The organism is Lysobacter sp. Root983 (genome assembly GCF_001429345.1).
GTDB lineage: Bacteria > Pseudomonadota > Gammaproteobacteria > Xanthomonadales > Xanthomonadaceae > Lysobacter.
Window position 1 is genome coordinate 311256 of record NZ_LMJO01000012.1, and the last position, 15030, is coordinate 326285.

The window sequence follows — 15030 nt, forward strand, 5'->3', positions numbered from 1 at the left end:
GCGTTGATGGCGGATTACCTGTTGTTCGCGAGCGAGCGTTATGCGCTGCCCATCCTGCAACCGCTGGCCGATGCGCTGCAAGCGCAGGGGCACTCGGTACATGCCTGGTTCGTCGACGGCGCGGCCGGCGCCAGCCTGGCCGCACCGGTGCGCAACGTCGGCCTGCACGAGGCGGTGGCGCTGAAACCGCGCGCCGTGTTCAGCGCCGCCAACTGGGTGCCGCCCTTCGTCGGCGGGGCCAAGGTCCAGCTGTTCCACGGCTTCAACGTCGAAAAACGCGAGGACGCGCGCGGCCATTTCCGCGTGCGCGGCCTGTTCGACCTGTACTGCACCCAGGGCCCGGCGACCACCGCGCCGTTCCGCACCCTGGCCGCCGAGGCCGGCCATTTCGCCGTGGTCGAAACCGGCTGGCCCAAGCTCGACCCGCTGTTCCGCGACGACGACGGCAGCGCCGCGCGCTTGCGCCGGCGCGCCGGCCGGCGCCCGGTGGTGTTGTTCGCCTCGACCTTCACCGAGCGTCTGAGCGCGGCGCCGCACCTATACGACGCGATCGCCCAGGAGGTTCGGCGCGGCGATCGTTTCTGGCTGCTGACCCTGCACCCCAAGTGCCCGCCGGCGCTGTTCGAACGCTACCGCAAGCTGGCCGGCCCGAACGCCGATTTCGTCGAGACCGAGCAACTGATCGCGGCCCAACGCGCCGCCGACGTGCTGGTGGCCGATACCACGTCGGTGGTCTCGGAGTTCGTGGTCCAGCGCAAGCCGGTCGTGACCTTCTGCAACCGCGCGCCGAAGGCGCACATGATCGATTTCCACGAGCCGGCCGAGCTGCCGGCGATGCTGGAGCACGCGTTCACGCCGACGCCGGAGTTGCAGGCCTCGCTGGACGCCTACGCCGACGCCATCCACCCCTACCGCGACGGACGCTCGTCCGAGCGTGTGATCGCGGCCACCGAGGACCTGCTCGCCGGCCGTCTGGGCCGCCTGAGCGCCAAGCCGTTCTCGGCGCGCCTGCGCGCGCTGCAGATCCGCCGCGAACTGGGCTATTGGGGCCGCGGCTGAGCCGGACGTAGGCGCGGCAGCCACCTGCCTTTGGCCTCCGTAGGATGCGGTGAGCCGCAGGCGAACCGCATCATCGCGAGGGCCCGCAAGTCCGCGCCGGTGCGGTTGCCACCGCACCCTACGGCCGGCGCGGCTGCGTAAGACAGCCCGCCGCGAGTCCCGCCTTCGTAGGATGCGGTGAGCCAAAGGCGAACCGCATCATCGCCGCACCGCACGTGCGCCGCCGCCCTCCGCCTACCAATGCAGCTTCCGCACCGCCAGGGTCGCCGACAGCTCGCGATACAAGGCCTCGGCCTCGGCCACCGGCAGAAAGCGGATTCGCAACGGCGGCGCCATGGCTCCGGCGCCGGCGGTGTCCAGCCACAGCGTCGCGGTGCCGCAGCGGCGGTCGATCGGGTTGCGGACCAGCTGCAGCGCCTGCAGCTTGTCGATCTCGGCGAAGCGCCAATAACGCTTCCACCAGCCCTCGCGCACGGCCACCACTTCGGCGCCCAGCGCATAGCCCATGCGCCGTGCGCGCTGGCGCGCCTTGAACACCGCCCACGGCAGCCACAGCAGCGCCAGCAGGCCCCAGGCGCCGAAGCGCACGCACAGCAAGGCGGTGATCGCCGCCAGCCAGGGCATGCCGGACAGGAACAACCGCCACCAGCTCACCAGCGGCAGCGAGCGCCAATCCAGGCGCGACCAGCCGGCCTTCGGCAGCAGATGCTCGATCAGCGATTCGCAGACCGCCGGCGTGGCGATCGGCGCCAGCTCGCGCAAGGCGCGCTCCTGCTCCTGCTCGTTGCCGACCGCGGTTTCGATTTCCAGCGTGCGCCGGCGCAACAAACGGTGCACGGGGCCTTCGCGCAGCGTCCAGGCCTGGATCCGGCGGCGCGACGCGCTGGTGCGCCAGCGCGCCAGCAGGCCGCGTTCGACGGTCAGGCGGCGCCCGTGCTCGCTCAGGCGGAAACCGTAGTACTGCAGCAGCGCCAGCGCCATCGACAGCAGCCGCACCAGGCCGACGAACAGCCCCATCAGCACCAGCGCCGCCAGCAGGTACTGCGGCGCACCGAAGTGATGCTCGTTGGTCCAGCCGAACAGGGACAGCACCAGTTGCCGGATCTGGCCGCCCATGCCTTCCGGCAGCAGATCGCGGCTGTAGGGCATGAAGCCGGCGATGCCGGCGCCGACCACGAACATGCCGCGGTTGTTGACCACGCCCAGGCGCAGCACCTCGCCCAAGGACATGGCCAGCAGCGGCGGCGCGGCGCTGTCGTCGGCGGCCAGGGCCGCGCCCGCGGCCGCGCCGCGCCGGCGCACCAGCGCTTCCAGCGCCAGCGCGTCGGACAGCTTGAGCACGCGCATCTCGGCTTCGGGCTTGTTGCCGCCGGCCGATTCCAGGCGCACCTCGGCCACGCCGAACACCCGGTGCAGCGCCGACTGGCGCAGCGCGACGTTGTGGATGCGCGCGAACGGGATCACCCGCAGGCTGCGTTCGAACAGGCCGCTGCGCACCACCAGGCTGTCGCCGGTGGCGCCGTAGCGATAGGTGAAGTACTGCCACAGCGACAGCACCACCAGCACGCCGACCGCGATCAGCGACCACAGCTCGTTGCGGTCGCCGCGCCCGAGCACCAGCAGCACGATCAGCGGAACCACAAACTGGCGCAGCTGCGCCAGCAGCACGAACAGCCACGACATCGGGTGCAGGCGGCGTTCGGCGCTCGCGGCCTCGACCGCGGTCGGTGGCGCACGCTCGCCCGCGGGCTCGCCCGCGATCGGATCAGGCGTCGTCATCGAGATCGATCTGCCGGCCCAGGCGATCGCGCAAGCGCTGCGCATCGTCGGCGTCCAGGTGGGGCACGTTGACCGAACTGTGGCGGGTGCCGGCGGTATGCACCACCAGCGTCGCCAGCTTGCGCCGGCGCTGCCAGGGGCCGTGCTTGATGTCCAGGTGCTGCACGCGGGTGATCGGCACCCGCGTTTCGCGCTGCCACAAGCGCCCGCGCCGCACCGCCAGGCCGTGCTCGTCCAGGCGCCAGTAGCAATGATTGAACTGCTTGGTGCCGATCCAGATCCCGGTGGCGATGCCGAGCAGGGCGCCGGTGGCGCCGGCGGCGATGCCCGCGGCCGTGCCCAGGCCCAGCGTGCCCGACACCACCCCGGCCACGCCGAACAGCACGCCCAGCGAGATCGAAGTGTCCAGCAGGAACAGCGGCCGCGCGCGCGCCGGCAGCGCCTGCCATTCGACTTCGGCGGCCGGAGTCAGGTCAGGCGCGGTGTCGAGCGCGCTGTCTTCCGATGCGGAGGTCATTTCGCTTGAGTCTCGAAGACGCTGTAGTCCTGTACCCAGTCGCGACGGGCGCTATAGGCCTTGAGGCGCTCGCGGGCGCGCTTGGGCGTTTGCGTTTCGGCCGGGTCTTCGAACTTGATCAGGGCGCGCTTCTGCAGCGCGACCGCTTCGTCGAACCGGCCGTTGGCGGCGTAAACGGCGGCCAGCGTGTCCAGTTCGGCGGCGCCCAAACGATCCTGTTCCTCGATCATGCGCTGGGCCAGCGCCAATGCGCGCGCAGGGTCGCGTTGCTCCGGAATCGGGCAGACGGCTAGGTTCCAGACGCGATTGTTGCGCGCATCCTCGTAGCCCGCGTCCTCGGCGCGCGCGATCCATTCGTCGGCCTGGCGACAGTCGCGCTTCAGGCCCGCAGCGCCGTTGAAATAGAGCAGGGAGAGCTCGGACATCGCCATCGCATGGCCGCCCTCGGCGGAACGGCGCAGATGCGGCAGCGCCCTTGCCAGGCGCTCGGGCGGAATCGGCTGGCCCTTGGGCAGGTCGTCGCCCGCGATCAGTTCACCGGCGACCAAGGTGGCCGCGGCGACGTTTCCGCCCTCGCTGGCCTGTACCAGCAGTGTCATGCCGCGGACTTTGTCCTGGGGCACCCAGTCCGACAGCTTGCCCGTGTACAGCATCGTGCCGAACGTGACCTGCGCGAGCGGATCGCCGTCCTCGGCCTTGCGTTGAATAGCCGCCATGCGGGTCTTGTAGGTCGCCAGGTATGTCGGCCAGCGATCGTTGAGGCTGGCGCGCAGGGCGGCGTCGTCCCGCGTCGGCTGCTCCAGGCTCGCGACCGCCGGCGTCTCGGTCTCGTCGCCGAGCATTTCGCCGAGGACGAACTGCGCCAGGTCGGCTTCGCTCGTGCCCGTCTGTTGCGCGTGCCGCGCGATCTGGACCGATTCGTCGTTGACCAGCGATTCGGCCACCACCTTCCAGCCGTCTTGGGTACGCACGAGTTCCGGGCCGAACTGGAAATTGGTGCCGGTCGGCGGCCCGAACTCGCCGACCGCGCGATCGCTGCCGATCAGGGTCACGTGGCTCAGCGCCGGCAGCGACTCGCCCTCTTCCGGCGCCGCCACGCCGCACCAATCGCGGCTTTGGCACAGTTTGGCTACGCCGGTGCCGTCAAGCTCGGCCAACTGGGCGTCGCTGCGGCTGGCGCGCAGTGCGTACACGATCAGGCGGTCGCTGATCGGGATGCGCCGCACCTGGTCGGAGGAGGCCGCACGCGCCGCGTCGCGCAGGAACAGGTAGTAGTCCAGGCTGGACGGCGCGAGCAGGGCGGCGCTGGCGGGATCGTCGCGGCTGCTGAGCTGCGCGTAGCGGTCCCAGGCCTGGCTGACGGCGTTCATCTCGGCCAGATCGTCGGCCGCCATCGCCGGTGCGGCGAGCAGCGCGAAACACAACATCCAACAACGCATCCATCATCCCCTTGAGTGATTCGTTCGCGCGCCATGGAGTCGCGCGATCGTGCTCCGCCAGCGTCGTCCGCTCAGCGATTCCAGTACGGATTTTCCTCGCCCGAACCCGGCGGTCGCAGCGTATAGCGTTTGTAGGTCCACTGGTATTGAGCCGGATCGCGGCGCGCGATGCGTTCGACCGCGGCGTTTAGCGCGGTCGTCGCGATCGTCAGATCCTCGTCGCCGATGTCCGCGGGCGCGGGTTCGATGTGCAGCGCGAAGCCGGGCGCGCCGTCATGGGTGTCGATGCGTTCGCAATAGGCGAACAGCACCGTCGCGCCGGTGCGGCCGGCGAGGCGGCCGAGCAGGGTCATGGTCAGCGCGGGCACGCCGAAGAACGGCGCGAACTCGCCGTCGCCGGCCTTGGGCTGCTGGTCGGGCAGGATGCCGGTCACGCCGCCGGTGTTGAGCAGCTTCCACAGCTGGCGTACCGCCGGGCCCTCGGCGCGGATCTGGGTGACCCGGTCGGGGGCGTCGGCGCGCACCAGGTTGAGGAAGGCTTCGCCGATCCTGGACTCCGGCGGCCGGTACAGGATCGCCAGCGGCGTGCGCGCGGCCAGCCATTGGTTCAGCAGCTCCCAGTTGCCGTAATGCGGCGCGGCCACGATCACCCCGCGCCCGGCCGCGATCGCCGCGTCGAACAGCTCGGTGCCGTGGGTCTCGCGCAGCAGGGTCAGGTTCTCCTGGTGCGGCCGGGTCCACAGGCGCAGGGTCTCCAGGATCTGGCGCCCGGTGGTGCGCAGGATCGCCCGGTGCCACTGCTCGCGCTGGGCCGGCAGCAGCTCGGGGTAGGCCAGCTCCAGATTGACCCGGGTCACCCGGCTTTCGCGGCCGTCGCGCCAGCGCCAGGCGGCCGCGACCAGGTCGCCCAGGCCCAGCAGCCAGGACCAGGGCAGGCGCGCGAGCGCGGAGGCGAGCAGATAGAGCAGGCGGGCGACGAAGCGGGTCATCGCGTCAGTCTAGCCGGCGCGGGCGGCCGGCCCGGTGCGCAGGCTGGCCGGATGCGCCGGGCCGGGCGACACTGTGCGGCCCGTTCCGCAGGACCCGCCGCCGTGCTCAGCCTGATCCAGCGCGTGACCCAGGCGGCCGTGACCGTCGACGGCGAGACCGTCGGGGCGATCGGGCCTGGCCTGCTGGCCCTGGTCGGGGTCGAGCCCGGCGACGGCGAGGCACAGGTTTTGCGCATGGCCGAGCGCCTGCTCGGCTACCGGGTCTTCGCCGACGAGGCCGGGCGCATGAACCGCGGCCTGGCCGACACCGGCGGCGGCCTGCTGCTGGTCAGCCAGTTCACCCTGGCCGCCGACACCCGCAGCGGCATGCGCCCGGGCTTCAGCACCGCGGCCGCCCCGGAGCTGGCTGAACCGATATTCAACCGGCTGGTCCAGACCTGCCGGGCCGCTCACGCCGGGGGGGTGGAAACCGGGCGCTTCGGTGCCCATATGGTGATCAGCCTGGTCAACGATGGCCCGGTCACCTTCCTCCTCCGGTCCTAGATCGGGCCCCAGCCGGCCCGGCCTGCTATACTGGAACGTTCCCTAGACCTACAAGCGCGGGTGGCGCAGCCCATGGCCAACGAACGACAGCCCCCTCCGTCCGATATCAAGCTCCTGATCAGCAAGGGTTTGGAGCAGGGCTATCTGACCTATGCCGAGGTCAACGATCACCTGCCGGACGACCTGGTCGACGCCGAGCAGATCGAAGACATCATCGGCATGATCAACGGCATGGGCATCGAGGTGCACGAAGTTGCGCCCGACGCCGAAACCTTGCTGCTTGCCGACGGCAACACCGGTAACCGCGAAGTCGACGACACCGCGGCCGAAGAAGCCGCGGCCGCGCTGACCGCGCTGGACGGCGAAGGCGGCCGCACCACCGACCCCGTGCGCATGTACATGCGCGAGATGGGTACGGTCGAGCTGCTGACCCGCGAAGGCGAAATCGCCATCGCCAAGCGCATCGAGGAGGGCCTGAACCAGGTCCAGGCCTCGCTCGCTTCGTTCCCGGCGACGATCCAGCTGATTCTGGAAGACTACGAACTGCACAAGGCCGGCAAGAAGCGCCTGGCCGAGATCGTGGTCGGCTTCAACGACCACCTCGACGAAGAGCCCGAGCCGCCGGCACCGGTGGTGGTGGCCGAGGTCGAAGTGGGCGACGACGAAGAAGTCGAAGCCGCCGCCGACGAGGAAGCCGAAGAGACCGTCAGCGGTCCGGATCCGGTCGAGGTCGCCAACCGCATGGAGTCGATGGCGGACAACTACGCCAAGTTCCAGAAGGCGTACGCCAAGAACGGCCCCAGCCACAAGACCGTGCTCAAGGCGCGCGAGGACATGGCGGCGGTGTTCGTCACCCTCAAGCTGCCGCTGGCGCTGACCGATTCGCTGGTCCGCAACCTGCGCGACGTGGTCGGCAAGATCAAGGACCACGAGCGCAAGATCCTCGACCTGTCCACGCGCGTGGCCAAGATGCCGCGTAAGGACTTCATCCGCGCCTGGGAAGGCAACCAGACCAATCTGGAGTGGGTGGACGAGCTGCTCAAGCGCAAGCAGAAGTGGTCGTCGGGTCTGCGCGACGTCAAGGACCAGGTCATCGCCGAGCAGGAAGCCACGATCGCGATCGAACAGGCCTCGTTCCTGACCCTGGCCGACATCAAGGAAATCAGCCGTGCGATGGCCTATGGCGAAGCCAAGGCGCGCAAGGCCAAGAAGGAGATGGTCGAGGCCAACCTGCGCCTGGTGATCTCCATCGCCAAGAAGTACACCAACCGCGGCCTGCAGTTCCTCGACCTGATCCAGGAAGGCAACATCGGCCTGATGAAGGCCGTGGACAAGTTCGAGTTCCGTCGCGGCTTCAAGTTCTCGACCTACGCCACGTGGTGGATCCGTCAGGCCATCACCCGTTCGATCGCCGATCAGGCCCGCACCATCCGTATCCCGGTGCACATGATCGAAACGATCAACAAGCTCAACCGCATCTCGCGCCAGATGCTCCAGCAGTACGGCCGCGAGGCCACGCCGGAAGAGCTGGCGAAAGAAATGGACATGCCCGAGGACAAGATCCGCAAGGTCATGAAGATCGCCAAGGAGCCCATCTCGATGGAGACTCCGATCGGCGACGACGAGGACTCGCACCTGGGCGACTTCATCGAGGACACCAACGTGGAGTCCCCGGTCGAAGCCACCACCAACATCAACCTCTCCGAGACGGTCCGCGACGTGCTCGCCGGCCTGACCCCGAGGGAGGCCAAGGTGCTGCGCATGCGCTTCGGCATCGACATGAACACCGACCACACCCTCGAGGAAGTCGGCAAGCAGTTCGATGTCACCCGCGAGCGCATCCGTCAGATCGAAGCCAAGGCGCTGCGCAAGCTGCGTCACCCGAGCCGCTCGGAACAGCTGCGCAGCTTCCTCGATATCGACTGATCGAGGCTGCGAAGTGCGTGGAAACAGGCCCCGCTCGCGGGGCCTGTTTCGTTTGTGCGGCGATCAGGGCGAGCGGGATGAGCCGGAGGCGTTCTGATAGATCGCGAATTCGCGCGCGTCGAGGCTGAAGTCGCGCAGCGCGGTGACTGCGGCATCGCGCAGTTCGGACCCCGGTGGACTGTCGCTGGCCAGCAGTAGCAAGGTCTGCTTGAGCTCGTCGGTGCGCGCGTTGGACAGGGACACCGCGGTGATCGCCGAACGCACCACTTCCGGATCGGCGTCGTCCAGACCTTCGCGCAGTGGCCGCTCGATCGCCGCACCGCGGTCCCATTGCGCGAGATGCACTAGGCCGGCGGCGCGGATGCGCGGATCGTCGGCTTCGCGCAGCGACTGGATCTGCGCGAGCAGTGGCGCGAGCTGGTCGGTCGGGAGCGGGGTTGGTGTCATCGCCGAGATGACCTCTTCCCTGCGCGAGGGATCGCGCGTTGTCGCGAGGTATGCAAGGAACGTGTCGCGGATCTGCGGGTCGGAGAGCGAGAACCTGGCGAGTTCTCCTAGACAGTTTTGCGATACCGCTCTTCGCGCGCTTTCCGAGCAATTCAGCGTCGCGAGCAGGGCGGCACGGCTCAAGTAGTCGTGGGTCGGGACGCCGCCGATTCGGCCCTCGTGCTGCGCATGCGCAGCGTCGCCGCTTGCAATCTGGTCTTGAGACAGTGGATGCGCTGCCGGGGGGTGTGCCGCGGAGGCTGCAGCATTCGCCACCACAGCGGAGCGGACCTCGTCGTCTCCGTTCCGTCCCGCGAACCGGACGGAAGCGAACCAGCCGCACGCGAAAGCTACTGCCGCGATCAATGCGACCGCGGCGCAGCGGACCGGGAGCCCAGAGATGCGAATGGGCGCGTCGAGAGATCTATCCATCGAGTGGCGAGTATCGCTGATGCGCTGTTCCGCGTATGGAGCGGACGGTCTTTCCGGATGTTAGCGGCAGTGTCCGGAAATGCCAGTGCTATAGGCGTGGACACCGCCGGGCCTGTTGGCAACAGCGTCTATGCCGCCCTGGACCATTACGCAACGGCCCTTGCCCGGCAAGCTGAGTGGACCGGCCTGGTACTTGTAAACCTTGCTATCGAACTTAAACGGTGAGTCCGAAGCGCAGGTTCCGTAGCGGGGGTCGAAGTTGCTGCGTGTGCAGGTGCTTATCATCGCCTGCGTCCAGTGCGATTTCCCCCAAGTCCGTGCGGAATGCATGGTGCGCGCGCAGTTCTTGCCCGAGGCGGCGTCCCAATAAAGCTGAAGCTCGCCCAGCTTGGGGCCGTCTGGATAACCTTGGCGGATTACCTTCATCGCAACGAGCTTACCGGGACATGTCTGTGCGGCAGCGACCCCGGATGCGGATAGACCGGCCAACAACAACAGGCTTGCGCAGATCATTTTCATGTTCATGTTCCTTCTCCCCTGCTTCCTTTCGCCTAGTCGGCAACGCGAGCCTACGCAGGAGATGTGAAGCCAATGTTTGCGGATGAGGTTGCTGCGGAATTTAGGTGGTGAATTGCATTCCAATCAAATAAAAAAAGTGAATTTTTAATGTATTAATAGTTTAGAAAATCCAGGCGCCGCCCCGCCCAAAAGCAGCGGCGCTATTGCTCCCTGTAGGCGCGGCGTAAGCGGCGACCGCGTAAATGAAACGACGCCGAAAGCTCGGATCGCCGACACAGCCTCAAAGCGCGGCGGCTGTGCCTGCATCGGCGTAGCAACCACTGGGTGCATCGGATTCGTCCCGAACCGCATCACGGCTCACGCCGCTCCTACCCCAAAGCAGCACCGCCGCTGCTCCCTGTAGGAGCGGCGCAAGCCGCGACCACGAAAACGAAACGACGCCGAAGGCTCGGGTTGCCGACTCAACCCACGTCGTAGAAAAACTGCTCGTGCACGATCTTGCCGTCACGCACGCGGTAGACGCAGATCTCCGACATGTCGATGCGGCCCATGCCCTTCATGGTCACGTCCAGGCGCATGGACACGCTGAACCAGTTGCCCGCGACCACCGGGTCGCTGCAGCTGCTGCCGTGCATGGCCTCGATGCTCTCGTTGAACTTGCGGCCCTTCTCGCGGATCGCTTCCATCCCGTGCGCATTGCCCAGCGCCTCCGGCGGCAGCCCCTCGGGTTCGATGCTCACGGCGTCGTCGGCGTACAGCTCGACCTGGGCCTGGTCGTATTCGCCCTTGCGGCACAGCTCGACCAGGCGTTGCGCGATCTGTTCGGTATTCATGCGGGGAACTCCATGGGTGGGAGCCAAAGACTACGCCCGGCCTGCTGACAGCGTGTTGTCAGGGGTGAGCGCCCGGGCGCATCCGGCTTGCGGGGCCTAGGCGGCTGCGGCATCGTGCGCTCTGACCCGCCGAGAGCCGCGCATGTCGCACGACAATCCGTACCAACCGCCCACCGTCTCCGTGCACGACGCGCTTGCGGTCGATGCCAAGGCGCGCCTGTACAGCCTGCGCAGCATCGGCCTGGCCACCCTCCTGGGCAGCGTCTTCGCCGGCGGTCTGCTGATGGCGCTCAACTACCGCGCGCTGGGCCGGCCCAGCCAGATGCGCATGGCGCTGATCGGGGCCTTTGTCGGGACCGTGGCGTTGATTGCGCTGTCCATGGTGCTGCCGGAAGAAGTGCCCGCTATCGCCTTCCTGTGCGTGCAATTGGCGATCGTGCTGTCGCTGGCGCACCTGCTGCAGGGGCCGACGATCCGCGCTCACGAAGCACAGGGCGCGACGATGCACTCGAACTGGCGCGCGGCCGGGATCGCCCTGCTCGTGCTGCTGGGCCTGGTCGCGGTCATGGTGGTGCTGGCCCTGCTGCTGCCCGATTCGCTGCCGGGCTGAATGCGCGGCGGCGCCTGCCGCTGCGCAGCCGCCCGCCGACCCGGTGGCTTCGAAAGGCGGCGGCGCGCGGAACGCGAACGGCCGATCGGTCCGCGCGAATCAACGCGGCCGCAGCAACTCCAACGCGTCGTAGCACGCGCCCATGGTGTGATAGTCGGTCTTGCCGGCCGGGCTCTTCTCGTCGCTGTACTTGCGGTTCTCGCGATCCAGGATGCGGAACCAGGCGCCGTGCTGGTGATCGATGAAATGGTCCCAGCTGTACGCCCACAGGCGCTGGTACCAATCCCAATAGCGCGCATCGCCGGTGCGCTGCGCCAGACGCGCGGCCGCGGCCAGCGTTTCGGCCTGCACCCAGAAGTATTTGTCGTCGTCGCAGACCGCGCCGTCCGGATCGAAGCCGTAGCTCAATCCGCCATAAGCCTCGTCCCAGGCGTGCGCGACCGCGGTGTCGAACAATTGCTGCGCGGTCGGCAGCAGCCAGTCCACCGGCGCGCCGCGCTCCTGCGCATGGTGATCCAGGATCAACAGCAGCTTGGCCCATTCGGTCTGGTGCCCGGGCTGGAAACCCCAAGGCCGGAACAGGTGCTTGGGGTCGTCGCGGTGGTAATCCCAGTCGATGTTCCAGTCGCGGTCGTAGTGCTCCCACACCAGCCCGCCGGCCAGCGCCGCTTGCCGGCGCGTGATCTGACTGGCCAGGGTGCGCGCGCGGTAGTAATAGCGCGCGTCGCCGCTGGCCTCGTAAGCCGCGATCAGGGCCTCGCACAGGTGCATGTTGGCGTTCTGGCCGCGGTAGTCGCTGAAGCGCCAGCCGGCATCGGCCTCGTCGCGGTAGAGCCCGGCGTCCTCGTCCCAGAACCAGGTCTCCAACAGCTGCCAGGTTTCCTCCAGCCAGGGCGCGGCCTCGTCGATGCCGCCCTTGATCGCGCTGGCGTAGGCCAGCATCACGAAGGCGACGCCGTAGGCATGGTTGCTGCGGTCCTCGGGCACGCCGTCGCGCAGGGTCCAGGCGTAGCCGCCGCCGACCGGGTCGCGATGGGCCTGGCGCAGATAGCGCAGGCCGTGGCGCGCGGCCTCGCGGTATTCGTCCAGGTCGAACTCGCGCGCGGCCATGGCGTAATTGAAAACGAAGCGCGTGCTGCTGACCAGGTGCCGGTGCGAGCGGTCGTAGACGCTGCCGTCGTCGCGGAAGTAGTGGAAGAAACCGCCGGCCGGGTCGATCGCGCGCGGGTGGTAGAACGCCATGGTGTCGGCGATATGCGCGCGCAGGAATGCGGGGTCGCGGAAATCCGGCGGCGTGCCGTCGTGCAGGGGGGCGTCGTAGCGGCTCATAGCGGTTCTTCCATCACGGCTGCTCTTCCATCAATAGCTCCACTTCCGAACGCGGCGGCATCGCCGCGAACGCGCCGTGGCGCGTGGTCGCCAGCGCGCCGGTCGCGGCGGCGTAGCGCAGCGCATCTTCGAACAGCTCGCGGCGTTCGAGGAAGGCCGGAAAGTCAGGGGCTTGCACGTCCAGCGTCGCCAGCCGGTGCAGCCAGCCGCCGACGAAGGCGTCGCCGGCGGCCGTGGTGTCGGCCGGCAGCACCTCGAAGGTGCCCAGCTCGCCCTGGCGCGTGCGCGTGTACCAGCGGATCGGCGCGGCGCCGTCGGTGACCAATACGCAGGTCGCATAGCCGTGCCACAAGCGTTGCAGGGCCGCGGTCTCGCTGCCCAGCGGCGCGGCCAGGAACGCAAGCTCGGAGCGGCTGAGCTTGATCGTGTCCGCCTCCAGCAAGGCCCGCCACACCGTCGGCAGCGGGTCGAAGGCGTCGGCCCACAGCGCCGGGCGCAGGTTGAGGTCCATGCTGACCAGCGCGCCGGCCTGGCGCGCGCGCTGCATGCCCGACAGGGTGGCGTTGGCGATGCCGGCCTCGGTCAGGCTGTTGGAGCAGACGTGGAAGGCCAGCGCATCCTCGAAGCAACGCGCCTGGTAGTGCTCGGCGCGGAACAGCAGATCGGCCGCGGGCGGGCGGTAGAAACTGAAACTGCGCTCGCCGTGCCCGTCCAGCGACACGAACGCCAGCGCGGTCTTGGCGCCGGCGGTGCGCACCGTATAGCGCACGTCCACGCCGACGTCGCGCAGCTGGTCGTAGAGGAAGTCGCCGAACATGTCCTCGCCCAGCATGCCGACGAAGCGCGCCTGGCCGCCCAGGCGCGCGATCGCGGTGGCCACGTTGGCCGGCGCGCCGCCCGCGTATTCGACGAAGTGGCGCGGCTCGCCCGGGCGCTGCGGCGGGCGCGCGAGGAAATCGATCAACGCTTCGCCGAAGCAGACGATGGCCTGGCGCGCATCGCGGGCCATCAGTGCATCGCCCGGACTGGCGGCGCCGATGCGCACGCATCGTCCAGCAGCGACGGCGCCAGGCGCGAGCCGCGCCAGCCGTACCAGACGACGAAGGCGTAGCACAGCAGCGGGATCGCGTAGGAGGGTTGCAGCCCGATGCGGTCGGCCAGCGCGCCTTGCAGCCAGGGCACGATCGCGCCGCCGACGATGGCCATCACCAGCAGACTGGACGCCTTGCTGGTCATCGGCCCCAGCCGCTCGATGGCGATGGTGAAGATGGTCGGGAACATCACCGAGTTGAACAGGCCGATCGCGAGCACCGCCCACATCGCCGGCTTGCCGTGCAGCGACATGGTCGCCAGCAGCAGGGCGATCGCGATCACCGCGGCCAGCGCCAGCAGGCGGCGCGCGTCGTAACGCCGCAGCAGCGCGGCGCCGATGAAGCGGCCGACCATGGCGCCGCCCCAGTAGTAGGCCAGGTGCCGGGTGGCGGCGTCGCCGTCCAATCCACCGATGCCGGGCTCGCTGAGGTAGTTGATCATGAAGCTGCCGATCGAAACCTCGGCGCCGACGTAGACGAAGATCGCCAACACGCCCCAGCGCAGGTGACGGTGGCCCAGTACCTCGCCGTAGCTGTGGCGCGCGTCGTCGGCGCGCTCGGTGGCCTCGGTCAGCGGCGGGATCCGCATCAGCGCCACGAACGCGGCCATCGCCAGCAGGCCGCCGGCGATGATCATGTAAGGCAGTTGCACGGATGCGGCTTCGTCGGCGCGGTAGGCCGCCAACTGGCCCGGCGACAGCGCCGCCAGTTCGGTCGCGCTCAGCACCGCGCCGGACAGGATCAGCGGCCCGATCAGATACGGAAACAGGGTGGTGCCCAGCGAGTTCAGCGCCTGCGCCAGGTTGAGCCGGCTGGGCGCGCCGGCCGGGTCGCCCAGCAGACTAATGTAGGGGTTGGCCGCCACCTGCAGCAGCGTGATGCCGCTGGCCAACACGAACAGCGCGCCCAGGAACAGCGGATAGGAAGGCAGCCGCGCGGCCGGGAAGAACATCGCCGCGCCGGCCGCGGCCACCAGCAAGCCGACCACGATCGCGCGCTGATAACCCAACTTGGCCAGCACCCGTCCCGCCGGCAGCGACATCAGGAAGTAGGCGCCGAAGAAGCTGGACTGGATCAGCATCGACCGCGCGTAGTTCATGTCGAAGACGGACTTCAAATGCGGGATCAGCACGTCGTTGAGGCTGGTCAGCCCGCCCCAGGTGAAAAAGATCAAGCTGACGACGGCGGTGGCCGCGCGGTAGGACAAGGTGCGATCGTTCATGCGCTGCCTCCGCGCGGGGCGGAAGCGGTGTCGTAGCCGGCGCGAATAGGTGGGCGCATCCACCCGATAGTACGCGCGGATATCGCATCGCAATCGTGCGGACGCGGCATGATTTGTGCGGCTTGGATGTGCGTGCGTTGGCAGGTGCCGATCAGCCGATGGGCCGCAGCCGTTCGAAGGCGCGGCGTGGCGGGGCGCGGATCGTAGGCGGTGCCGCCCAAAGTCGCTCGGCCAAGGCGGGCGCGGGTCGGCGCCG

General features: G+C 68.6%; 14 protein-coding genes. 4 read left to right on the plus strand and 10 right to left on the minus strand.

The genetic code is table 11. From position 1 onward, the window contains the following. The first annotated feature begins 6 nt into the window (after positions 1 to 6). On the plus strand, positions 7 to 1059 hold the full coding sequence (locus tag ASE43_RS08725) for a CDP-glycerol glycerophosphotransferase family protein (protein ID WP_057160192.1): 1053 nt from the start codon (positions 7 to 9) through the stop codon (positions 1057 to 1059). Between the two features lie 234 nt (positions 1060 to 1293). Here the strand turns inward: ASE43_RS08725 and ASE43_RS08730 are convergent, their stop codons facing one another. The 4 genes from ASE43_RS08730 to ASE43_RS08745 all read right to left on the minus strand — a co-directional run bounded on the left by ASE43_RS08730 (position 1294) and on the right by ASE43_RS08745 (position 5783). Then, complete coding sequence (locus tag ASE43_RS08730; protein WP_056179846.1) at positions 1294 to 2742, minus strand: PH domain-containing protein; 1449 nt, start codon at positions 2740 to 2742, stop codon at positions 1294 to 1296. An 82-nt stretch (positions 2743 to 2824) separates the two neighbouring features. After that, positions 2825 to 3355 (minus strand): PH domain-containing protein, encoded by a 531-nt coding sequence (locus tag ASE43_RS08735; protein WP_082607193.1) that lies wholly within the window; start codon positions 3353 to 3355, stop codon positions 2825 to 2827. After that, complete coding sequence (locus ASE43_RS08740; RefSeq protein ID WP_157499784.1) at positions 3352 to 4794, minus strand: tetratricopeptide repeat protein; 1443 nt, start codon at positions 4792 to 4794, stop codon at positions 3352 to 3354. Before ASE43_RS08740 ends, ASE43_RS08735 begins: the two co-directional genes overlap by 4 nt. A 71-nt stretch (positions 4795 to 4865) precedes the next feature. Then, positions 4866 to 5783, minus strand: a complete 918-nt coding sequence (locus ASE43_RS08745; protein ID WP_057160194.1) for a lauroyl acyltransferase — start codon at positions 5781 to 5783, stop codon at positions 4866 to 4868. Positions 5784 to 5885: 102 nt separating this feature from the next. On the opposite strand from ASE43_RS08745, the gene dtd reads away from it, so the two are divergent. Further along, on the plus strand, positions 5886 to 6326 hold the full coding sequence (dtd, locus tag ASE43_RS08750; protein WP_056179852.1) for a D-aminoacyl-tRNA deacylase: 441 nt from the start codon (positions 5886 to 5888) through the stop codon (positions 6324 to 6326). A gap of 72 nt (positions 6327 to 6398) precedes the next feature. Beyond that, the gene (rpoD, locus tag ASE43_RS08755; RefSeq protein WP_056178007.1) at positions 6399 to 8252 is read left to right on the plus strand and encodes an RNA polymerase sigma factor RpoD; all 1854 of its coding nucleotides are present in this window, start codon (positions 6399 to 6401) and stop codon (positions 8250 to 8252) included. A gap of 63 nt (positions 8253 to 8315) precedes the next feature. Here rpoD and ASE43_RS08760 read toward each other — a convergent pair whose 3' ends face one another. The 3 genes from ASE43_RS08760 to ASE43_RS08765 all read right to left on the minus strand — a co-directional run bounded on the left by ASE43_RS08760 (position 8316) and on the right by ASE43_RS08765 (position 10522). After that, a complete protein-coding gene (locus ASE43_RS08760; protein ID WP_162258773.1) occupies positions 8316 to 9170 on the minus strand; it encodes a HEAT repeat domain-containing protein in 855 nt (284 codons plus the stop codon). 60 nt (positions 9171 to 9230) lie between these two features. Continuing rightward, on the minus strand, positions 9231 to 9695 hold the full coding sequence (locus tag ASE43_RS21810) for a hypothetical protein (RefSeq protein WP_157489358.1): 465 nt from the start codon (positions 9693 to 9695) through the stop codon (positions 9231 to 9233). Between the two features lie 455 nt (positions 9696 to 10150). After that, entirely contained in the window at positions 10151 to 10522 is a 372-nt protein-coding gene (locus ASE43_RS08765; protein WP_057160196.1) for a nuclear transport factor 2 family protein, read from the minus strand. Positions 10523 to 10664: 142 nt separating this feature from the next. On the opposite strand from ASE43_RS08765, the gene ASE43_RS08770 reads away from it, so the two are divergent. Then, the gene (locus ASE43_RS08770; RefSeq protein WP_057160197.1) at positions 10665 to 11132 is read left to right on the plus strand and encodes a hypothetical protein; all 468 of its coding nucleotides are present in this window, start codon (positions 10665 to 10667) and stop codon (positions 11130 to 11132) included. 99 nt (positions 11133 to 11231) lie between these two features. Here the strand turns inward: ASE43_RS08770 and ASE43_RS08775 are convergent, their stop codons facing one another. From ASE43_RS08775 to fucP, 3 genes are read right to left on the minus strand one after another with little or no spacing between them, the layout of a single operon-like run. Next, positions 11232 to 12461 carry an AGE family epimerase/isomerase gene (locus tag ASE43_RS08775; RefSeq protein ID WP_057160198.1) on the minus strand — a complete coding sequence of 410 codons (1230 nt, stop codon included), beginning with the start codon at positions 12459 to 12461 and terminating at the stop codon, positions 11232 to 11234. A gap of 13 nt (positions 12462 to 12474) precedes the next feature. Further along, on the minus strand, positions 12475 to 13470 hold the full coding sequence (locus ASE43_RS08780; protein ID WP_057160635.1) for a carbohydrate kinase: 996 nt from the start codon (positions 13468 to 13470) through the stop codon (positions 12475 to 12477). Next, a complete protein-coding gene (gene fucP, locus ASE43_RS08785; RefSeq protein ID WP_057160199.1) occupies positions 13470 to 14774 on the minus strand; it encodes an L-fucose:H+ symporter permease in 1305 nt (434 codons plus the stop codon). The genes ASE43_RS08780 and fucP overlap by 1 nt, the downstream gene beginning before the upstream one ends. Between the last annotated feature and the right edge of the window lie 256 nt (positions 14775 to 15030).